This is a genomic window from Streptomyces sp. NPDC026659, assembly GCF_040638245.1.
Lineage (GTDB): Bacteria > Actinomycetota > Actinomycetes > Streptomycetales > Streptomycetaceae > Streptomyces.
In genome coordinates this window covers 333,786-353,876 of the sequence record NZ_JBEZXY010000007.1, presented here as the reverse complement: position 1 = coordinate 353,876, position 20,091 = coordinate 333,786, and the positions used below count along the sequence as shown (strand labels likewise).

Annotated in this window: 19 protein-coding genes and 1 riboswitch; of the genes, 4 read left to right on the top strand and 15 right to left on the bottom strand. The window is 73.8% G+C overall.

Annotated features, from left to right (window positions below; genetic code table 11):
• Positions 1–180 precede the first annotated feature (180 nt).
• From AB0E91_RS20045 to AB0E91_RS20020, 6 genes are all read right to left on the bottom strand, one after another.
• Positions 181–594, bottom strand: coding sequence for a transglycosylase SLT domain-containing protein (locus AB0E91_RS20045; protein WP_361783309.1), 414 nt, complete (start codon positions 592–594; stop codon positions 181–183).
• 364 nt (positions 595–958) lie between these two features.
• Positions 959–1,834: an ECF transporter S component gene (locus AB0E91_RS20040; RefSeq protein ID WP_361783306.1), complete on the bottom strand. Its 876-nt coding sequence runs from the start codon at positions 1,832–1,834 to the stop codon at positions 959–961.
• The gene (locus AB0E91_RS20035; RefSeq protein ID WP_361783303.1) at positions 1,831–3,507 is read right to left on the bottom strand and encodes an ATP-binding cassette domain-containing protein; all 1,677 of its coding nucleotides are present in this window, start codon (positions 3,505–3,507) and stop codon (positions 1,831–1,833) included. The genes AB0E91_RS20040 and AB0E91_RS20035 overlap by 4 nt, the downstream gene beginning before the upstream one ends.
• Positions 3,504–4,583: an energy-coupling factor transporter transmembrane component T gene (locus AB0E91_RS20030; RefSeq protein WP_361783300.1), complete on the bottom strand. Its 1,080-nt coding sequence runs from the start codon at positions 4,581–4,583 to the stop codon at positions 3,504–3,506. Before AB0E91_RS20030 ends, AB0E91_RS20035 begins: the two co-directional genes overlap by 4 nt.
• Positions 4,576–5,226, bottom strand: a complete 651-nt coding sequence (locus AB0E91_RS20025) for an SCO2322 family protein (RefSeq protein WP_361783297.1) — start codon at positions 5,224–5,226, stop codon at positions 4,576–4,578. The genes AB0E91_RS20030 and AB0E91_RS20025 overlap by 8 nt, the downstream gene beginning before the upstream one ends.
• Positions 5,223–6,449, bottom strand: coding sequence for a prenyltransferase/squalene oxidase repeat-containing protein (locus AB0E91_RS20020; RefSeq protein WP_361783294.1), 1,227 nt, complete (start codon positions 6,447–6,449; stop codon positions 5,223–5,225). Before AB0E91_RS20020 ends, AB0E91_RS20025 begins: the two co-directional genes overlap by 4 nt.
• A gap of 132 nt (positions 6,450–6,581) precedes the next feature.
• Positions 6,582–6,657, bottom strand: a riboswitch (cobalamin riboswitch).
• A 309-nt stretch (positions 6,658–6,966) separates the two neighbouring features.
• Here AB0E91_RS20020 and AB0E91_RS20015 point away from each other — a divergent pair.
• From AB0E91_RS20015 to AB0E91_RS20005, 3 genes are read left to right on the top strand one after another with little or no spacing between them, the layout of a single operon-like run.
• A complete protein-coding gene (locus tag AB0E91_RS20015) occupies positions 6,967–8,403 on the top strand; it encodes a glycosyltransferase family 4 protein (protein ID WP_361783291.1) in 1,437 nt (478 codons plus the stop codon).
• The gene (locus tag AB0E91_RS20010) at positions 8,397–9,137 is read left to right on the top strand and encodes a class I SAM-dependent methyltransferase (RefSeq protein WP_161179124.1); all 741 of its coding nucleotides are present in this window, start codon (positions 8,397–8,399) and stop codon (positions 9,135–9,137) included. The genes AB0E91_RS20015 and AB0E91_RS20010 overlap by 7 nt, the downstream gene beginning before the upstream one ends.
• Complete coding sequence (locus tag AB0E91_RS20005; protein ID WP_361783287.1) at positions 9,134–10,204, top strand: prenyltransferase/squalene oxidase repeat-containing protein; 1,071 nt, start codon at positions 9,134–9,136, stop codon at positions 10,202–10,204. The genes AB0E91_RS20010 and AB0E91_RS20005 overlap by 4 nt, the downstream gene beginning before the upstream one ends.
• Before the next feature lie 464 nt (positions 10,205–10,668).
• Here the strand turns inward: AB0E91_RS20005 and AB0E91_RS20000 are convergent, their stop codons facing one another.
• Positions 10,669–10,959 (bottom strand): hypothetical protein, encoded by a 291-nt coding sequence (locus AB0E91_RS20000; RefSeq protein WP_026248484.1) that lies wholly within the window; start codon positions 10,957–10,959, stop codon positions 10,669–10,671.
• A gap of 171 nt (positions 10,960–11,130) precedes the next feature.
• Between AB0E91_RS20000 and AB0E91_RS19995 the strand changes: the two genes are divergently transcribed.
• The gene (locus tag AB0E91_RS19995) at positions 11,131–11,676 is read left to right on the top strand and encodes a hypothetical protein (RefSeq protein ID WP_361783284.1); all 546 of its coding nucleotides are present in this window, start codon (positions 11,131–11,133) and stop codon (positions 11,674–11,676) included.
• 82 nt (positions 11,677–11,758) lie between these two features.
• Here the strand turns inward: AB0E91_RS19995 and AB0E91_RS19990 are convergent, their stop codons facing one another.
• The 8 genes from AB0E91_RS19990 to AB0E91_RS19955 form a co-directional block, all read right to left on the bottom strand.
• On the bottom strand, positions 11,759–12,553 hold the full coding sequence (locus AB0E91_RS19990) for a hypothetical protein (RefSeq protein WP_361783281.1): 795 nt from the start codon (positions 12,551–12,553) through the stop codon (positions 11,759–11,761).
• 83 nt (positions 12,554–12,636) lie between these two features.
• Positions 12,637–13,545 (bottom strand): N-acetylmuramoyl-L-alanine amidase, encoded by a 909-nt coding sequence (locus tag AB0E91_RS19985; protein WP_361783278.1) that lies wholly within the window; start codon positions 13,543–13,545, stop codon positions 12,637–12,639.
• Positions 13,546–13,602: 57 nt separating this feature from the next.
• Positions 13,603–14,250 (bottom strand): class I SAM-dependent methyltransferase, encoded by a 648-nt coding sequence (locus AB0E91_RS19980; RefSeq protein ID WP_361783275.1) that lies wholly within the window; start codon positions 14,248–14,250, stop codon positions 13,603–13,605.
• 103 nt (positions 14,251–14,353) lie between these two features.
• The gene (locus AB0E91_RS19975; protein ID WP_361783272.1) at positions 14,354–16,099 is read right to left on the bottom strand and encodes an MFS transporter; all 1,746 of its coding nucleotides are present in this window, start codon (positions 16,097–16,099) and stop codon (positions 14,354–14,356) included.
• A 138-nt stretch (positions 16,100–16,237) separates the two neighbouring features.
• Complete coding sequence (locus AB0E91_RS19970; protein WP_361783269.1) at positions 16,238–16,849, bottom strand: response regulator transcription factor; 612 nt, start codon at positions 16,847–16,849, stop codon at positions 16,238–16,240.
• 25 nt (positions 16,850–16,874) lie between these two features.
• Positions 16,875–18,143 (bottom strand): sensor histidine kinase, encoded by a 1,269-nt coding sequence (locus tag AB0E91_RS19965; RefSeq protein ID WP_361783267.1) that lies wholly within the window; start codon positions 18,141–18,143, stop codon positions 16,875–16,877.
• Positions 18,144–18,463: 320 nt separating this feature from the next.
• The gene (locus tag AB0E91_RS19960) at positions 18,464–18,658 is read right to left on the bottom strand and encodes a hypothetical protein (protein WP_361783264.1); all 195 of its coding nucleotides are present in this window, start codon (positions 18,656–18,658) and stop codon (positions 18,464–18,466) included.
• 103 nt (positions 18,659–18,761) lie between these two features.
• Complete coding sequence (locus tag AB0E91_RS19955; protein WP_361783261.1) at positions 18,762–19,964, bottom strand: hypothetical protein; 1,203 nt, start codon at positions 19,962–19,964, stop codon at positions 18,762–18,764.
• Positions 19,965–20,091: the final 127 nt, after the last annotated feature.

The following is a 20,091-nucleotide window of genomic DNA, read 5'->3' as shown; positions in this document are numbered from 1 at the left end:
CGTACCTCCGGTCGTCCGCGCGGGCGGGGCGGGACCAGTGGATCACGGGGGTGGGGCCAGACATGCGTAAGCACCCTCGCCTCGCGGGCAAGGGTGCGGATATCGGGGTAATGCGTCCCGGCCGGTCCGGCCGGGCGTCGCTGGACCCCTGGGTCCAGTGGCGGATTCAGTGGTTACGGCTCAGTACCAGCCGTGGGACTGCCAGAAGTTCCAGGCCTGAACGGGGCTGCCGTAGCGCGAGTTCATGTAGTTGAGGCCCCACTTGATCTGGGTGGCCGGGTTGGTCTTCCAGTCGGAACCGGCGGAAGACATCTTGGAGGCGGGCAGGGCCTGGACCAGACCGTAAGCACCGGAGGAGCTGTTGGTGGCCGAGGGGTTCCAGCCGCTCTCGTGCGACACGATCTTGTTGAACGCGGCGTACTGCGCCGAGTTCGGAATCATCTTGTGCGCGATCGACTGAGCCGAGGAGGACGACATCGGCGCGGCCTGGGCGGGCGCGGTGCCGAGCGCGATGCCGGCGGTGGCGGCGGCCAGGGCGGCGACGGTGACGGCCTTCTTCGGAGTGGCGATGCGACGAATGAACGAGAAAGACATGTAAATCCTTTTGCTTGGGTACAGGGCGACGCCTCGTACGTTCCGGCCGTGCTCCGCGCTTCATGCGCTTCACCCGCCGGTCACATACGTCGGCGCCGCGGCCCGTGAGGGCTCGTGGCGCCTGGCGACGTCATCCAGAGAAACAGGATTCCGGGATGTCCGCAATGACCCCTTTTACTAGTTGTGGCCGGATCGACGGCATCGACCCCCCGTGTGACCGGCGTCTCAAACTGCAGGTCGGGAGGGGTGCAAATGCGGATGTATCGGACATTTAAGTCTACGAAGCCGCATCGTAGGTGACCTGCGTCATGTGGGGTGCTTCACCGGGCAACCACCTCGGCGCCGACCCACCGGATGCGCCCCCTCACGCTCCGGGTGCGTCGAACGTGACCGCCGTCTCGAAGGCGGCCCGCCTCGTGGCCCGGCGCAGCGCGCGCAGCACCGCCGGGCCGAGGGCCAGGGTGAGGACGACCGTGCAGACGGCCCGGCCCAGGTCCCAGCCCATGGAGGTGGCCAGGCAGTAGGCGAGGAAACGGGCCAGGTTGGCGGGCACGGAGGCGTGCGGGTCGAAGGCGATGTCCGAGGCCATGGTGCCCATGAACGGCCAGCCGGCCAGGTTCATCACCGTGCCGTAGGCGAACGCGGCGACGAAGCCGTAGCCGCCCAGGAGCAGCAGCTCGGCCCGGCCGCGCAGCCGGGAGCGGCCCGGCAGCAGGCCCGCGCCCATGGCGAACCAGCCCATCGCCAGCATCTGGAACGGCATCCACGGCCCGACCCCGCCAGTCAGCAGCGCGGAGGCGAACATCGTCACCGAGCCGAGCACGAAGCCGAAGCCGGGACCGAGGACGCGGCCGCTGAGCACCAGCAGGAAGAACATCGGCTCGATGCCCGCCGTACCCGCGCCGATGGGACGCAGCGCCGCGCCCGTCGCCGCCAGCACGCCCAGCATCGCGACCGCCTTCGGGCCGAGGCCCGACTCGGAGATCGTCGCCGCCACCACCGCGACCAGCAGCACCAGCAGCCCCGCGAACAGCCAGGGCGCGTCCTCGGCGTGCGCGCTCAGCTGCGAGGCGGGCGGCGCGAGGAAGGGCCACCCGAAGGCGACGACGCCGACCGCGCTGACGAGGACGAGGGCGGCGAGGGAACGGGGGCCCAGCCGGACGGCGTGGGTGGGGCGGGGCGGCGCCGGGACCGGGGGCCGCTCCGCCGCGGTGGCCGGCGGGGCGGGGGTGGACGTCATGCCAGGGCCCTCCTGACCTCGGTGACCGTCAGCCAGGGCTGGGGGGCCAGGATCTTGGTGACCTGGGGGGCGAAGGAGGGGGAGGAGACCACGATGTCCGCCGTGGGGCCGTCCGCGATGACCTCGCCGTCGGCCAGCAGCACCACCCGGTGCGCGATCTCGGCGGCCAGTTCCACGTCGTGCGTGGCCAGCACGATCGCGTGCCCCTCGGCCGCCAGGCCGCGCAGCACCGTGACCAGACGGGCCTTCGCCGCGTAGTCGAGGCCGCGCGTCGGCTCGTCAAGGAGGAGCAGTGGCGGGCGCGCGGTCAGGACGACGGCCAGTGCCAGTGCGAGCCGCTGGCCCTCGGAGAGGTCGCGCGGGTGGGTCTCGTCCGTGATGTCCGGCAGCAGCCCGGACACCAGCGCCCGGCAGGTCCCCGGCCCGGCCCCCGCGTCCCGGTCGGCGGCGGCGCACTCGGCGGCCACCGTGTCGGCGTACAGCAGATCGCGCGGCTCCTGCGGGACCAGGCCCACCCTCTGTACGAGCTCCCGTGGCGAGATCCGGTGCGGTACGGCCCCGCCGACCCGGACCGAGCCCGCCGTGGGCTCCACCAGTCCGACCAGGGAGCCGAGCAGCGTCGACTTCCCGGCGCCGTTGCGGCCCATGAGCGCGACGGTCTCGCCGGGGCGGACGGTGAGGTTCACCCCGGACAGGGCGCGTATCCGCCCGCGCCGGACGGCGAGGTCGTGGACCTCGGCGACCTGGGGGGCGGCGGGGGAGTCGTCGGCGCGCCGGAAGAGGCGGCGGCGCGGGGAAGGCAGCGCGGGGGCCGCTACGGCGGTTGCCGTCCCGTCGGCGCCGCCGGACGGCTCCAGCCCCGCCAGCCGCTCCCGCAGCGCCGGAGCCCTGCGGCGGGCGTCCCGCACGGTGAGAGGAAGCGGTGACCAGTCCGCCAGGCGCCCCAGCTCCACCACCGGCGGGTACACCGGGGAGACGGCCATGATCTCGGCCGGGGTGCCCGTCAGCGGGGGCTCGCCCGGGGCGGGGAGGAGGACGACGCGGTCGGCGTACTGGATCACGCGCTCCAGACGGTGTTCCGCGAGCAGGACCGTCGTGCCGAGGTCGTGGACCAGGCGCTGGAGGACGGCCAGGACCTCCTCGGCGGCGGCCGGATCGAGCGCCGAGGTCGGCTCGTCGAGGACCAGGACCCGGGGGTGCGGGGTCAGCACCGAGCCGATGGCGACCCGTTGACGCTGGCCGCCGGAGAGCGTGGCGATGGGGCGGTCACGGAGGTCGGCCAGCCCCAGGAGGTCCAAGGTCTCCTCCACCCGGCGCCGCATGACCTCGGGGGCGAGGCCCAACGACTCCATGCCGTAGGCGAGTTCGTCCTCGACCGTGTCCGTCACGAAGTGCGCCAGCGGGTCCTGCCCCACCGTGCCCACCACGTCGGCCAGTTCACGCGGCCGGTGGGTGCGGGTGTCCCGGCCCGCGACCGTGACCCGGCCGCTCAGCGTGCCCCCGGTGAAGTGCGGCACCAGACCGCACACCGCGTTCAGCACGGTCGACTTGCCCACCCCCGACGGGCCGACGAGCAGCACGAGTTCGCCCTCGGGCACCTCGAAGTCCACGTCCCGTACGGTCGGTTCGGCCGCGCCCTCGTAGGTGACGGCGACCTTCTCGAAGCGGATCACGCGCGCTCCCTGGGTTCCTGGGGGACGACGAAGGCGGGCAGCAGCGCGAGCAGCACCGACGCGGCGGGCCACAGCGGCAGCGCGGGCGCGGCGAGCGGTACGACACCCGGGTTCAGCGCGTCCGGCTCGCGCGCGGCGGCGAGGGTGAGCAGTGCGGCGACCGCGGCGCCCGAGCCCGCGACCAGCCACGCCCGCACGCCCCACGGTGCCGGACGGTACCGGGTGCGCGGCGAACGACGGCCGCCGAGGCGCAGCCCGGCCAGCGCGGCGGCGGTCCCGGCGAGCAGCACGGGCAGCCCGTAGGTGCCGCCCTCGGCGGTGAGCAGGCCGTACGTCCCCGCGCACACGCCCAGCAGTCCGCCGAGGGTGAGCGCGGCGGTCGTACGCCGTACCCGCGCGGGGACCTCGGCCGTGCGGCCGAAGCCGCGCGCGTCCATCGCGGCGGCCAGCGCGACCGAGCGCTCCAACGCGCCCTCCAGCACCGGCAGTCCGACCTGGAGCAGTCCCCGCACGCCCCGGTCCGGGCGCCCGCGCAGCCGCCGGGCCGCGCGCAACCGCCGTACGTCCGCGATGAGATGGGGTGCGAAGGTGAGCGCGACGACCACGGCGACGCCCGCCTCGTACAGCGCGCCCGGCAGCGACTTCAGCAGCCGCGCCGGGCTGGACAGGGCGTTGGCCGCGCCGACGCAGATCAGCAGGGCGGCCAGCTTCAGGCCGTTGTAGCCGGAGAAGAGCAGCGCCTCGGCCGTGACCGGGCCGCCGAGCCGGATGCCCTGCGCCCAGTCGGGCAAGGGGAGTTCGGGCAGCGTGAACAGCACATGCGTACCGGGCACCGGAGAGCCGAGCAGGACCGTGAAGGCGAGGCGTACGCACAGCACGGCGACGGCCAGCTTGGCGAAGGCCGCGTAGGAGCGGGCCCAGGGCGCGGAGGAGCGGTGGGTGGCCACCACATAGCCGGACGCGGCGACGAGCAGGGCGAGCAGCAGCGGGTTGGTGGTGCGGGTGGCGGCGGTGCCGAGCCCGAGGGCCCACAACCACCAGGCGCCGGGGTGGAGTTGGGGGGACCGCTCAGGCATTCCGGCGCCGCCGGGCCTGCCACACCGCCGCCCCGGCGAGGACGGCGATCACACCCGCGCCGACGGGCAGCCCGAGGGAGGGGCCGCCGGAGTCCTTCTCCGCGGGCTTGTCCTGCTTCGCAGGCTTCTTGCCGCCGTCCGCCGCGACCTGCTCCCCGCAACCCTGGTGCGGATAACCGGAGATGGCACACAGCAGGGCGTTGGTGTCGTAGCGCAGCGGCTTGGCGGTCGCGGCCAGGGCCTCGGCGCTGGTCGCGTCGGGGTCGACGCGGGCGCAGGCCGTACGGACGGGCGGCGGCTTCTCGCCGGAGGGCGCGTCGGCCGGGGTGCCGAAGTCGATGACGAGCGCGACCCGCTTGGTGCCCTGCTTCGCGGGCGTGCGGGCGCAGATGGTGGCGAAGTCCGCCGTGCCGCGCGGACGGGTCGCGTCCGCGGAGTCCTCGCTGACCGCGAACCGGAAGCCCTGCACGTCGCCGTCCTCGGGACGGGTCGTCGAGGGCCCCTGGGTCGCGTACGTCCACCGGCCGCCGGAGCGGTCCCAGAAGGACCAGTACCGGTAGCCGGTGGCGTGGGCCTGGGCGGCCCCGGCCACGAGGAGCAGGGCCGCGACCAGGAGCGTCGCGGCACGGCGGACGACGGTCACGTCCGGTTCTTCTTCCGGCCGCTGGCCAGGAAGCCGGCGCCGATGCCCGCGAAGAGGCAGGACCCGACGAACCACCACACCTCGTGGTTCGACTCCTTCTTCTCCTCGGCCTTGTGGGCGGCGGCGGCCTTCTTCGCCTGCTCGGGCGCCGGGCCCTGCTTGTCCAGCACCTGGACCAGGTTGGTGCCGCCGAATTCCTTCGGGTTCTCGCCGAGCGCGTGTGCGGCCAGGATCAGCTGGGCGTAGGCGGCGGGGCCGCTCTGCTGCGCCCACGGACCGGCGTTCTTCTCCAGCCAGGCGTACGGAGCCTTCGCCTGCGCGCTCCAGCCGTCGGCGGCGAGCGCGACCACTGTGTCGGCGGTGTTGCCGAAGTCCGGCTGGTCCTCGGCGCCGGGCATCGCCGACATCAGGTGGCCGCTCTTGGCGACGGCACCGGCCAGGTACGCGGCGGCGTTGTCGGCCGCCCGGCCGGGGGTGGCCTTGCCGGAGTCCGTGCAGGCGGGGGCCTTGTCGCGGGCCTTGGCGGGCTCCACCACGAAGCCCTTGCCGAGCGCGCCGAGCACGGCGGCCGCGGTGGCGTCGGCGTTGGCGGCGAGCTTGCCCTTCTTGTCCGGCTGGTAGGCGAAGGCGCCCCCGCCGTCCTTCCCGCACGGGATCGCCAGGGCGGCCAGCGCCTCGGCCGGGGCCTTGCCCTTGGCGTGCTGCTTCGCCGGGTCCAGACCGGCGGCGGCCAGCGCGCCGACGACCACGGAGGTGGAGTTGGCGTCGCTCGGGGAGCCGGGGGAGTAGCCCCAGCCGCCGTCCTTGTTCTGCTGTCCCGTCAGCCACTTCGTGGCCTTGCCGACCACGTCGTCGTGGCCGCCGAGCGCGGCGAGCGCCTGGACGGCGGCGGCGGTGCTGTTGGTGTCGGCCAGCGGGCCCTTGCCGCCGCACGGCGTGGCGGTGTCGGCGCGGAAGGCGGCGAAACCGCCGTCGGCGCACTGCTGGCCGGTGAGCCACTGCACGGCGGAGGCGGCGGGGCGCTCACCGACGGTGTGCTGGGCGAGCAGGGCCAGCGACTGGCGCCAGACGCCGTCGTAGGTGGGGTCGGCCTTGCCGAACAGCCCGGCCGGGACCGGCACCGTCGGGGACGGCGACGGGGTCGCGTCGGCGGCCATGGCGGGCGCGGCGGCGGCCAGCACGCCTATCGCGGCGAGAGCCGCTGCACTGCGGCGGACGTTCATGGTCGGCGACTGCCTCTCCTGCAGGGAAGCCGGGCAGCGCACGGGGAACCCCCGGGCGGCTCGGCTCCGTAGACCTCGACGGTGCCGTGCGCGGCAGGGGCGCCACACACGTGAGCCGGTCACATCCCGCCGGGGCGCTCCGGCTCGCCGCCCCCTGCGGGACGGCTCACGGTTGCGGGCTCAGCGCCGGAATCGCACCGGCTTCCCCCCGTACGGGTGTATGACGACCCGGCCACTTTACCCGGCGCCCCCACCCCCCGAGGAGTGGCCGGGGCCACACCGGCCGGGTGAGGACGGGCACCAGGCCGTGTCCGCAAAGTGGCTCCTGCGGGTGAGCCCTCCCGGCCCGGACATCGCGGCCGGGTCTCCGGTCGTGGCGCGAATCACCTGGTCGACCGGCCACAGCCGCCCTACCAGCCGGTAGATTCGGAGCCTCCTGGATGATCAGCTGAAACTTGTTCCACATTGACGTCCCGTCGTAGTCTCGCGGGACCGCGCAGGGAGAAGGGGGCCCGGAGTGACCGCTGAGGCCAGTCAGACGGGTTCCCGACAGGACCCGGCTGCCGACGGCGGGACACCGCTGGACATCGCGCTCCTCACCTACAAGGGCAACCCCTTCTGCGGCGGACAGGGCGTCTACGTGCGCCATCTCTCCCGCGAGCTGGCCCGGCTCGGGCACCGCGTGGAGGTCATCGGCTCGCAGCCGTACCCCGTGCTCGACGAACACGAGGACTACGACGGCCGGCTGAGCCTGACCGAGCTGCCCAGCCTCGACCTCTACCGCCAGCCCGACCCCTTCCGCACCCCGAAGCGGGACGAGTACCGGGACTGGGTCGACGCCCTGGAGGTCGCCACGATGTGGACCGGCGGCTTCCCCGAGCCGCTGACCTTCTCGCTGCGCGCCCGCCGACATCTGCGCGCCAGACGCGGCGAGTTCGACGTCGTGCACGACAACCAGACCCTGGGATACGGGCTGTTGGGTGATGTCGGCGCGCCGCTCGTCACCACGATCCACCACCCCATCACCGTGGACCGGCAGTTGGAGCTGGACGCCGCCGAGAGCCGTCAGCGCCGCCTGTCCGTGCGCCGCTGGTACGCCTTCACGCGGATGCAGAAGCGCGTCGCCCGCCGGCTGCCCTCCGTGCTCACCGTCTCCGGCAGCTCCCGCCAGGAGATCGTGGACCACCTCGGCGTCCGCGACGACCGCGTGCACGTCGTCCACATCGGCGCCGACACCGGCCTGTTCGCCCCCGACCCGGCCGTGGCCGAGGTGCCGGGGCGGATCGTCACCACCTCCAGCGCCGATGTCCCGCTCAAGGGCCTGGTGTTCCTCGTCGAGGCCCTCGCCAAGGTCCGCACCGAGCACCCCGACGCCCACCTGGTCGTCGTCGGCAAGCGCCCCGAGGAGGGCCCGGTCGCCCAGGCCGTCGAGCGCTACGGCCTCGAAGGCGCCGTCGAGTTCGTCAAGGGCATCTCCGACGCCGAGCTGGTCGACCTGATCCGCTCGGCCGAGGTCGCCTGTGTCCCCTCGTTGTACGAGGGCTTCTCGCTGCCCGCCGCCGAGGCCATGGCCACCGGCACCCCGCTCGTCGCCACCACCGGCGGCGCGATCCCCGAGGTCGCGGGCCGCGACGGCGAGACCTGCCTCGCCGTACCCACCGGCGACGCGGGCGCGCTGGCCGCCGCCCTCACCCGGCTGCTCGGCGACCCCGACCTGCGCGCCCGGCTCGGCGCGGCCGGACGCGAGCGGGTGCTCGCGCGCTTCACCTGGGCCCGCGCCGCCGAGGGCACGGTGGCCCGCTACCGCGAGGCGATCGACAGCGCCCGCACCGGTCCGCGTACGGCCGCCCGCACCGCCCCGCGCACCGCGGGCGGACCCGCGCTCCCGGCCGCCGCCCCCGCCCCCGTCGCGGGCATACCCTCCGCATCCTCCGAAAGCAGGGCCACGTGCTGACCGTCGACTTCTCCCGGTTCCCGCTCGCCCCGGGCGACCGTGTCCTGGACCTCGGCTGCGGGGCCGGCCGGCACGCCTTCGAGTGCTACCGGCGCGGCGCGCAGGTCGTGGCCCTCGACCAGAACGGCGAGGAGATCCGCGAGGTCGCCAAGTGGTTCGCCGCGATGAAGGAGGCCGGAGAGGCGCCCGCCGGTGCCACCGCCACGGCGATGGAGGGCGACGCGCTCGCGCTGCCCTTCCCCGACGAGTCCTTCGACGTCGTCATCATCTCCGAGGTGATGGAGCACATCCCCGACGACAAGGGCGTGCTCGCCGAGATGGTCCGCGTGCTCAAGCCCGGCGGCCGCATCGCCGTCACCGTCCCGCGCTACGGCCCCGAGAAGGTCTGCTGGGCCCTCTCGGACGCCTACCACGAGGTCGAGGGCGGCCACATCCGCATCTACAAGGCCGACGAACTCCTCGCCAAGATGCGCGAGGCGGGCCTGCGCCCCTACGGCACGCACCACGCGCACGCGCTGCACTCGCCGTACTGGTGGCTCAAGTGCGCCTTCGGCGTGGACAACGACAAGGCGCTGCCGGTCAAGGCGTACCACAAGCTCCTGGTCTGGGACATCATGAAGAAGCCGCTGGCCACCCGGGTCGCCGAGCAGGCGCTGAACCCGCTCATCGGCAAGAGCTTCGTGGCGTACGCGACCAAGCCGCACCTGCCGCGCGCCGAGGCGGCCGCCGAGTGACCACGCCCCGGACCGACCACCTCGTCCTGCCCGGGGTGCTCACCGCCGAGCAGGCCACCGCGACCGTCCGGGGCGTCCTCGCCGTCCAGCGCGAGGACGGCGCGATCCCCTGGTTCCGCGGCCACCACCTCGACCCGTGGGACCACACCGAGGCCGCCATGGCGCTCGACGCGGCGGGCGAGCACGAGGCCGCCGAGCGCGCCTACGAGTGGCTCGCGCGGCACCAGAACGAGGACGGCTCCTGGTACGCCGCCTACGCAGACGGCGCCCACGACGACGTCACCGACCCCTCGCTGGAGTCGAACTTCGTCGCCTACATAGCCGTCGGCGTCTGGCACCACTACCTCTCCACCGGCGACGACACCTTCCTGGACCGGATGTGGCCCGTCGTCTACGCGGCGGTCGAATGGGTGCTGCGGCTTCAGCAGCCCGGCGGCCAGATCGGCTGGCGCGTGGACGCGGACGGCGCGGCGACCGGCGACGCGCTGCTCACCGGCAGCTCGTCGATCCACCACGCCCTGCGCTGTGCGCTCGCCATCGCCGAGCAGCGTGAAGAGCCGCAGCCGGACTGGGAGTTGGCGGTCGGCGCGCTGCGTCACGCGATCCGCCGCCACCCCGAGCGGTTCCTCGACAAGGACCGCTACTCGATGGACTGGTACTACCCGGTCCTCGGCGGCGCCCTCACCGGCGCCGAGGCCAAGGAGCGCGTCGAGTCCGGCTGGGACCGCTTCGTCGTCCCCGGCCTCGGGGTGCGCTGCGTGGTCCCCAACCCCTGGGTGACCGGCGGCGAGTCCTGTGAACTCGCCCTCGCGCTCTGGGCGACGGGCGAGTCCGACCGGGCCCTGGAGATCCTCCAGTCCGTCCAGCACCTGCGGGACGCGGACAGCGGCCTGTACTGGACCGGCTACGTCTTCGACGACGACGCGATCTGGCCCCGCGAACTCACCGCCTGGACCGCCGGTTCCCTGCTGCTCGCCGTCGCCGCCCTCGGCGGCCACGACGCCACCTGCGCCGTCTTCGGCGGCGAACGCCTCCCGGCAGGCCTCACCCCGGACTGCTGCGAGTAGCCTCCGGCCGTGGACCTCGTCACCGGTGCCGAACTCCGTGCTGGTGACCGCCCCTTCGGCTGAACCCCCTGCGGGAGCCCGGTACCTTTCGGGAAGCCGGACTCCGCGCCCGCCCGGGGCGTCGCTTCACGGGACGCGCCGGGTTGCCGCGCCGAGCCGCGCCGCCGGGGCGCCGCGCCGGTCGCCGGGTCGTCCCGCCGAACTGCCTTGCCGGGCTACCGCGCCGCCGGGCCGCCGTGCCGGGCTGCCCCGCTGGGTCGCTGTGCCGGGGCGCCGCGCCGGTCGCCGCGCCGCCCCGCCGAACCGCCTTGCCGGGCTGCCGCGCCGAGCCACCCCGTCGGGCTGCCCCGCCGAGCCACCCCGCCGGGACAGCGCGCGCACGGCGCTGAGGGTGGGCCGCCGTGCGGGCGATGCCCGTCAGGGAGCCTGGCACGGCAGCCCGGCAAGGCCCGCCCGCCAGGGCGTCAGTGCCGGTGCAGCCGCCCCGCTATCGCGTGGCCCACGAAGAGGTAGACCACCGCGGCCAGGCCGTAGCCGCAGACCACCCGCGCCCAGGCTTCGTCGAAGGTGAACAGGTCGTGGGACCACCCGGCGAGCCAGGCGGCCGCGTCGTGGACGAACTCCACCAGGTCGTTGGCCCGGTTGGCGTCCAGCAGGTACATCAGAATCCACAGGCCGATGATTCCGGCCATGACGTCGGCGATCACGGCGATCACCGTTCCCGCCTCGTTCCCGCCTCTGCGATATCTCGACATGAACTCCGGATTGCCGCTGCGCGCCCCGTGAAACCGGGCCCGGCGCGAACCGGCCGCCCCACGGGCGCGGCCCCGGACCCCGGACGGCGTCGCCCGGCTGGCGGAGAGCCCGGGGTCGGGTGAGGCTGCCCATGGAAGCAGCCGCTCGGGGAGATACGTCCGGAGGACCGCGTGCCCGTTCCGATACGGCGCCTGTTCGTGGCGCTCATGGTGTCCTGCGTGTTGATGGCCGGTACCGCCGGCTGCGGCGGGGACGACGCCGGCAAGCAGTCCAGCAGCGCGTCCTCGCCCAGCCCCAGCACGTCCGCAGAGAAGCAGAAGTTCGCCAAGACCCGCTTCGTGGCGAACGCCGGTCTCGCCGCCGGGGCCACCTACCAGTGGATCGTGAAGCCCTGGAAGGCGGGCACGTTCAAGAAGGGCGCCGACGGCCGCAAGGTCGCCCTCGTCAAGGCCGGTCTCGCCGGGGCCTTCGCCTACAACCGGCTCAAGGCCGCCCAGAAGAACGCCCAGGGCGACCCCCTCCTCGCCAAGGCACTCGCCCCGCTCACCGCGGGCATCAACGCCCTCAAGGACCTGCCCGCCAAACTGCGCAACGGCGACACCAACGCGGCGAGTTCCTTCGACCAGATCATCAGTCAGGTGAAGGACGCGGGCCAGAGCGCGGGCGCACCGGTCAAGGACCAGGTCCCCTCCACCTCCGACCTGAACAAGGGCTAGCGGCCCAACACCCTTGGACAGAGCCGGACATGACGAAGGCCCCCCGCCCATGAGGGGCGAGGGGCCTTGCGTGCGAGGGCCGCTAGCTGCCGCGCTGGATGCCCGTCGTGTCCTGGAGCACGCCCCGGCGTCCGTCCTGCGTCTGCGCCACCAGTGCGGCGCCGCGCTGCTCGACCGCCAAGTACCAGGTACCCGGAGCCAGTTCAGCCACCGGGGCCGGCGAACCGTCCTCCGAGAACAGCGGCCGGGTCACCGGCACCGCGAACCAGAACGGCGAGAACTCCGCCACGGGCGGCTGCTGCGCGTACTGCTGCTGAGGCTGCTGCTGCGCCCCGTACGTCTGCTGGGGCTGCGCGCCCGGGTAGCCGTAACCGGCGGGCGGCTGCGCGCCGTAGGGCTGCGGGGTGACCGGCTTCGGGGCCGGGATCAGCGAGCCCTGGAGGGCCGGGACCAGCGGGGTGGCGACGGCGGCCGCCGCGATGATCAGCGTCGCGACGAAGGCGAGGATCAGGCCGGTGCCCGCGCTCGGACTCCGGTCGGAGGCGCCCTCGAGGTTGTCCAGACCGCCGACCGGGTCGATGAGGTTGCCCAGCGCGCTCCACGCCGCGAACACCGCGAACGCCACGCCGAAGGAGCCGAGTTCGATACCGGCCACCTTGAGCGGCTGCGGCAGCGCGCGGGCCGTGACGACGAGCCCGGCCGCGATCAGCCCCGCGAGTACGACGCTCAGCAGAACCGGTCCGTTCACCCAGAGGTTCGGCAGGACGTCGTCCGGCAGCCCGTCGTACGCGTAGTTGTCGAAGAACGACGCGATGAACAGCAACACCGCTGCTCCGATCACCACGCCGTCGCCTCTAGTGAGGGAGCGGATATTCACTTCAGGTCCTTCGTAGGTCGTCTCGTCGTCGGTAGACAGTACCGTCCGCGTTGTCCGGCTGTCCGTCCTCTTCCACGTGCCGGTCACGACTCGCGCAGGAAACTCACGATTCCCTCAGAGATCCCTTGCGCGGCTTTCTGCCGCCAGTCGGCGCTGGTCAGTTCGGCCGCGTCGGTGGCGTCGCGCATGTTGCCGCATTCGATGAAGACCTTGGGAACCGTGGACAGGTTGAGCCCGCCCAGGTCCGTCCGGGTCACCAACCCGGTGCCGTGGCCCAGGTAGTTGGAGAACGGCTCGCCGGTCGCGTGCCGGTAGCCCGAGGCCACCCGCTCGCCGAGGTCGCGGGAGGGGCCGGTGATGGGGCGGGTGTCCGCGCCGCCCGCGTGCACGGCACCGGGCAGGATGACGTGGAAGCCCCGGTTGCCCGGTGCCGAGCCGTCCGCGTGGATGGAGAGCGCCGCGTCGGCGTGCGCCCTGTTGCCGATCGCGGCCCGCTCGTCCACGCACGGGCCCCAGGCCGGGCCGTCCTCGTCGTGGGTGAACCGCACGGTCGCGCCCTGCTTCTCCAGCAGCGTGCGCACCCGGTGGGACACATCGAGGGTGAACTTGGCCTCCGGGTAACCGGCGTTGGTCTCCGTACCCGTGGTGTCGCACTCCTTGTGGCCGTTGCCGACGTTCACCTGGCGGGCGATCTCGGCAGTGTGCCGGAAGTTGCCCGGGTTGTGCCCGGGGTCGATGACGACCACCTTGCCCTTGAGCGGCAACGCGGAGGCGGACGGCGAGGCGCCCTTGCCGTCGCCGAAGCCGGGCGCGGGGACCGACGGCGACGCCGTCCCCGTCGCGTGCGCGTCCCCGCCCGGGCGGCCGAGGTGTGCCCAGGCCGCCCAGCCGAGCAGCGCCACCGGCACCAGCGCGGCCAGCGTCACGGTCAGCGGACGGCGCCGGGAGCGGCGGGGCGTAGGGGGTTCGAATTCCGGGCCTGCGTACGACACGCCTGCCACCCTAACGAAACGCCGGACCGCTCCCGACCCCGCCCACCTGACGGAACGTCAGATTCCGACCCCGGTGCGCTTCAGCACCCGCAGCGACCCGGTCACCGAGATCTCCGTGAACGCCCCGGACTCCAGCGCCCGCAGATACACCCGGTACGGCGCCTGCCCGGTGAACTCGTCCTCGGGCTCCGGGAACACGTCGTGCACGACCAGCAGCCCGCCCTCGGCGACATGCGGCGCCCAGCCCTCGTAGTCGGCGCTCGCGTGCTCGTCGGTGTGGCCGCCATCCACGAAGACCAGGCCGAGCGGCCTGCCCCACAGGGCGGCGATCTGCGGGGACCGGCCGACCAGGGCGATCACGTGGTCCTCCAGACCGGCCTTGTGCAGGGTCCGGCGGAAGGTGGGCAGGGTGTCCATCAGGCCGACCTCGGGGTCGACTGTCTCCGGGTCGTGGTAGTCCCAGCCCGGCTGCTGCTCCTCGCTGCCCCGGTGGTGGTCGACGGTCAGTGCGAGGGTGCCGCTCTGCCGGGCCGCGTCCGCGAGCAGCACCGTCGAGCGCCCGCAGTACGTGCCCACCTCGAGCAGCGGCAGCCCGAGCCGCCCCGCCTCCAGGGCGGCCGCGTACAGCGCCAGCCCCTCGTCCACGGGCATGAAGCCCTTCGCCGCCTCGAACGCGGCCAGGATCTCGGGCTTCGGTGCGGACATGGGGGTTCCTCCCGGTCGTACGGCTGATCAGGCGCCCCATGCTGCCGCACCCCCCGCCGGGAGCCGGCGGGGGGTGCGGTGCGGGGGGATCTCACAGGGCCGGTCAGGCGCTGACGGTCTCCTCCGGCAGCGCGAGGTCCAGCTCCACGGCCAGCTCGTCCCCGGTGTGCGTCGCCGAGGAGGCCAGCGGGCCGTGTCCGTCGGCCCTGGCGGCCAGGACGTAGGCGCCCCCGGCCGGGACCGCGAGGGCGTAGCCGCCGTCGGGGCCGGAGAGCGTGGCCCCGGCCTGGCGGCCCCGGCGGTCGATCAGGGTGACCTTGGCCCGCGCGACCGGGGCGCCCCCGGCGTCCAGCACCCGGCCGGTGAAGCCGCGCAGCACCGCGCGGGCGTGCTCCAGGTTCGCGTCCTCCTCGCTGCTGGCCCGCAGCTGGGTGTGCTGCCCGGCCGGGCGCGGGGTGCGCGGCAGGAAGAACGCGAGCGTGATGCCCACCAGGACGGCGGCCGTGGCGATCAGGAAGGACACCCGGAAGCCGTGCATGGTCGGGATCGCGAGGCCGCCGCCGATCGGCTGCGCGGTGTTGGCGAGGACCATGCCGATGACCGCGCTGGAGACGGAGGTGCCGATGGACCGCATCAGCGTGTTGAGGCCGTTGGCCGCACCGGTCTCCGAGGCCGGGACCGCGCCCACGATCAGCGCGGGCAGCGAGGAGTAGGCGAGGCCGATGCCCGCGCCGAGCACCACCGAGGTGATGATGGTCTGCCAGGCGGCGTGCATCAGGCCGAGGCCGCCCGCGTAGCCGACGGCGATGACCAGCAGGCCGATGATCAGGGTCGTACGCGGGCCGTAGCGCGCGGACAGCCGGGCGTAGACCGGCGCGGTGAACATCATCGTCAGGCCCAGCGGGGCCACGCACAGGCCCGCGACCACCATGGACTGGCCGAGGCCGTACCCGGTGGCGGTGGGCAGCTGGAGCAGCTGGGGCAGGACCAGCGAGACGACGTAGAAGCTGACGCCGACCATGATCGAGGCGAGGTTGGTGAGCAGCACCTCGCGGCGGGCGGTGGTGCGCAGGTCGACCAGCGGCGCCGCGGTGCGCAGCTCGTACACGCCCCACAGCAGCAGGACGGCGACGGCCGCGCCGAACAGGCCGAGCGTGGTGCCGGACGACCAGCCCCAGTCGCTGCCCTTGGTGACCGGCAGCAGGAGCAGCACCAGACCTGCGGACAGGCCGAGCGCGCCGAGCAGGTCGAAGGAGCCCTCGGCGCGCGCCGGGGACTCGGGTACGACGAGCAGGGTGAGGGCGATGGCGAGCACGCCGAGGCCCGCCGCGCCGTAGAACAGGACGTGCCAGTCGGTGTGCTGGGCCACCAGGGCGGCGGCGGGCAGCGCGAGACCGCCGCCGACGCCGATCGAGGAGCTCATCAGGGCCATGGCCGAGCCGAGCTTCTCGCGCGGCAGCATGTCCCGCATCAGGCCGATGCCGAGCGGGATCGCGCCCATGGCGAAGCCCTGGAGCGTACGGCCGACGATCATGACGATGAGCTGGCTGGTCAGCGCGCTGACCAGGGCGCCCGCCACCATCACGGCGAGGCTCAGGATGAGCATCCGGCGCTTGCCGTAGAGGTCGCCGAGGCGGCCCATGATCGGGGTGGCCACGGCGCCGGAGAGCAGGGTCGAGGTCAGTACCCAGGTGGCGTTGCTCGGCTCGGTGCCGAGCAGCTGCGGCAGGTCCTTGATGACCGGCACGAGCAGGGTCTGCATCACCGCGACCACGATGCCCGCGAAGGCGAGCACCGGGACCAGGGCTCCGCCGGCCCTCGGGGTGGGGCGATCGGTCGTGTGGGGCATTGAGTGAGGTTCCTCCCGCGTGAATGAATCACCGGGAGCAACGTCGTATGCACGGGCAACTATTCCGTTGCTTCGGGCCTCTAATGAATCCTTGACCGATCCATGGGTTACTGATCCGGAGTCAGAGGCCGCCCCCGGTCACAGCCAGCCCTGCTGCCGCGCCTCCCGCACCGCCTCCGCGCGGTTGCGGGTGCCGGTCTTGCCGATGGCGGCGGAGAGGTAATTGCGCACGGTGGACTCCGACAGGTGCAGCCGTACGGCGATGTCGGCCACCGTCGCCCCGTCCACCGCCGCCCGCAGCGCCTCGCGCTCGCGCGCCGTCAGCGGATTCGGTCCCGCGCTCAGCGCGGCCGCCGCCAGCGCCGGGTCGACCACCGTCTCCCCGGCCAGCACCCGCCGTACCGCCCGCGCCAGCTCCTCCACCGGGCCGTCCTTCACCAGGAAGCCCGCCGCGCCCGCCTCCATGGCCCGGCGCAGATAGCCGGGCCTGCCGAACGTGGTCAGGACCAGTACCCGGCAGCCGGGGGCCTGCGTCCTCAGCTCCGCCGCCGCGTCCAGGCCGCTCATCCCGGGCAGCTCGATGTCGAGCAGGGCCACGTCCGGACGGTGTTCCAGCGCGGCCGGGACGATCGCGTCCCCGGCCCCCACCTGCGCGACCACCTCGATGTCGTCCTCCAGGCCGAGCAGAAGCGCGAGGGCGCCGCGCATCATGCCCTGGTCCTCGGCGAGCAGTACGCGGATGTTCGTCACCGGGTCAGCGTAGTGGCGAGGGGGCTCAGCGTTCCGCCGCTGCGGCCACCGCGCATGGGTCCGCCGGTTCCGCCGGCAGTTCCGCCGTCACCGTGAAGCCGCCCTGGGGTGCCGGGCCTGCCGTGAGGGTGCCGCCCGCCGCCGCGAGGCGTTCGGTCAGGCCCTTCAGGCCGGTGCCGCCGATGCCCTCGGCCTGGCGGGGGACCGGGGTGCCCGTGCCGTCGTCCGTCACGGTGAGCCGGACCCGCTCGGCGGCGCTCTCGACCGTGATCTCGCAGCGGCCCGCGTCGCTGTGCCGGACCACGTTGGTCACCGCCTCGCGCACCACCCAGCCGAGCAGCGCCTCGGTCTGCGGGGCGAGCGGCGCGCCCGACTGCCGTACGACCGGCTCCACGCTCGTCGCGGCCAGCGCCGAGCGGGCCCGGGTCAGCTCGGTGGCCAGGCTGCCCTCCCGGTAACCGGTCACCGCCTCGCGGATCTCGGTCAGCGCCTGCCGCCCGACCGACTCGATGTCCCCGATCTGTGCGAGCGCCGCGTCCAGGTCCCGCCCGGCCAGGCGCCGGGCCGCCTCCGACTTCACCACGATCACCGAGAGCGTGTGCCCGAGCAGATCGTGCAGATCGCGCGAGAAGCGCAGCCGCTCCTTCTCCACCGCCTGCCGGGCCAGCTCCTCGCGCGCGGCGCGCAGCTGCCGTACGGCCTCGGACAGGCTCAGGATCGCGGCCGTCACCATGCAGGACAGGAAGGTGCCGTACCCGATGCTCGGCGCGTTCGACCACTCGCCGCTCACCCCGGTGAGCACCGCCGCGTACGCCGCGAGCGGCAGCCCCACCCGGGCCAGCAGTCGGCCGCGCAGGGTGGCCCCGGTGGCGAGGCCGAACAGCGGGAAGAACATCAGCCAGCTGCCGCCGTAGCCGAGCGCCAGAGCGGTGGTCAGCACGCCCATCAGCACGAGCGCGACCCGGGTGGAGACCGCCTCGCGCTTGGCGCGGTCGAAGGCGCGGAAGGTGACGTAGATGTAGAGCGAGTTGAAGGTGAGCAGGCCCAGGCCGCCGATCAGCGGGTTCGAGGCGTCGCCCTGGAGCAGGTTGGAGAAGGAGCCGAGGCCGAGCAGCAGCCAGGGCAGCAGCGCGAACCCGGTGGGCGGCGGACCCAGGCGTTCCTCCGCCGGGATCTCGCCCCGCGCGTGTGCCGCCTTCCGTGCGGCCTTCGCCCACGCCATGTCGGCCTTCCACTGCCGCCGCGCCGCACCCGCCGCGCGCAGCCCGCGCCGCGCCCGCGCCCACCATGACATGTCCGTGTTCCCCGTGTTCCCCGTGTTTTCCGCCGTTGTCCCGTCCGTCCGTTCGACGGGGCGACGGTACAGCGTAGGAAAGGGGCGCCTCTGTCCGCGTCCGGCCGGTTCGGTGCCCCGCGTCTCTGTCATGCCTACGACGGTAGGGGCGGGGGCCCCGCGGGTGGCAGAGGCGGACGTACGGAATGTGGCGGTACACGGGTACCGGGAGAGGGTGGGACGAATGTCATCGCCTCGCAGGGCTCGGATACGACGCTTCGCGGGCCCGGGTACGACGAAGGGCGGGGGTACGCGTGCGTACCCCCGCCCTCGCGACCCGGTCAGGCCTGCGTCGACCCCTCGGCCCCCGCACCCGGTCGGCGGTGGCGGCCGCGCGGGGCCGCCTCGCCGTCCTGGGAGGCCACCTGGCCCCGGTGCCTGCCGTGGCCGTCCGGCTCGGCGGCGTCCAGGTGCGGCTGCGGCCAAGCGGAGTCCGTGGCCGTCGACGGCGCCTGCGTCGTACTGGTCTCGGTCATCGGAAGTGTTCACCCCGTCAACATGATCTTTTTTCGGCCGGGCGAGTCTAACCGGCACGGCAGGGGGCGAAACCAGGCGGCCACGCCGATCGGTGCCATTTGGTTACGAGTTGGCCACCGATGAGGAGGCGAGGGGAGCCTTTTGCAGGGGAACCGGTCGGGCCGCCTCCGTTTCCTCGGGAGCCCTCTCCGGCGTCCCGTCGGCCTCCTCCGCCGCCGGGACCGGTCCGCCCACCGCCAGTTCCGCCACCCCGCACGGGGTCTCCGCCGTCGCGTACGGCAGCCGCAGCACGCCCTCCGGCGTCCACAGCCCCGCCCCCGCGAGCCAGCCCTCCGGGGCCGGAAGGTGGCGCACCCGGCGCTCGGCCGGGCGCCAGGTGCCCACCCAGGTGCCGAGCGGGCCGTCGACGCGCAGCGCGACCGCGCAGCTCTCCGGCATCAGCACCTGGCCCGGCTGGATCGCGAACGGCGTCACCGCGCAGTCCGGCAGCCGCAGCGACGAGGGGAAACGGACCGGCAGGGTGCTGCCCAGGACGCCCCAGCCCAATCGTTCCTCCCCCGGCGAGGGCGCGTCCGAGGCGATCACCAGCAGACCGCTGTCCGGATCGGCGAGCAGCAGCCGGTCGTCGCTGTCCGGGGCGATCTGGAGCAGCGGCGAGACCGCGCCCCCGTTCCCGAGGTCCACCACCACCGTCTTCGTACGCCCGCCCAGCTCCCGGTCCACCGCGAGCATCCGCCCCTCGGCGTCCAGCCACACCCCGCCCGAGCAGCGGCCCGGCAGCTCCGCCAGCCGCTCGGGTCCGCCCGCGCCGCCCGCCACCAGCCACACCGCCGTGGACCGCGCGCCGACCGCGAGGGCGTAGGCGCGGGTGCCGCAGGGCGCCGGGGGCAGCAGGGCGAGCGCGGTGTCCGGCTCGGGGCACTCGACCGTGCCGAGCGGCAGCTCGCCGGTGCCGGGGCCGGTCGGATACAGCAGGGAGAAGGCGTGATGCCGGTCCACCAGGCGGTGGATCAGCACCCGCCCGTCGCCCATCGGCTGCACCTGGGTGCCGGGCTCCTCCGGCTGGTTCCCGGGCAGCGGGACCGCGTACGGCTCCGGGCCGTCCAGCGTCCAGCGCTCGGGGAACCAGGACTCCCCGGCCGCCGCGAGGCGGGCCGCGTACGCGCCGTCCGCCGTGATGGCGTACGGCGGCACGGGCACCCCGGGCGCTGCCGGTACTGCCGGACGCGTACCCCGGTCCTCCGGATTCTCCGGATCACCGTCGTCCGCGCCGGCCGACGTGGTTTCGATCGCACAGGCCGTCATCGTTCGGTCACCTCCGGCGACGAAGCTAGTTTTCGTACGCACGGGCGGGGGGCCGACGGAGCCAGGCTTCACACATACGGGTGGCGCAGAAGCGATTCCTCTGAGGAAGGGCGGTCCATGTGCTGCC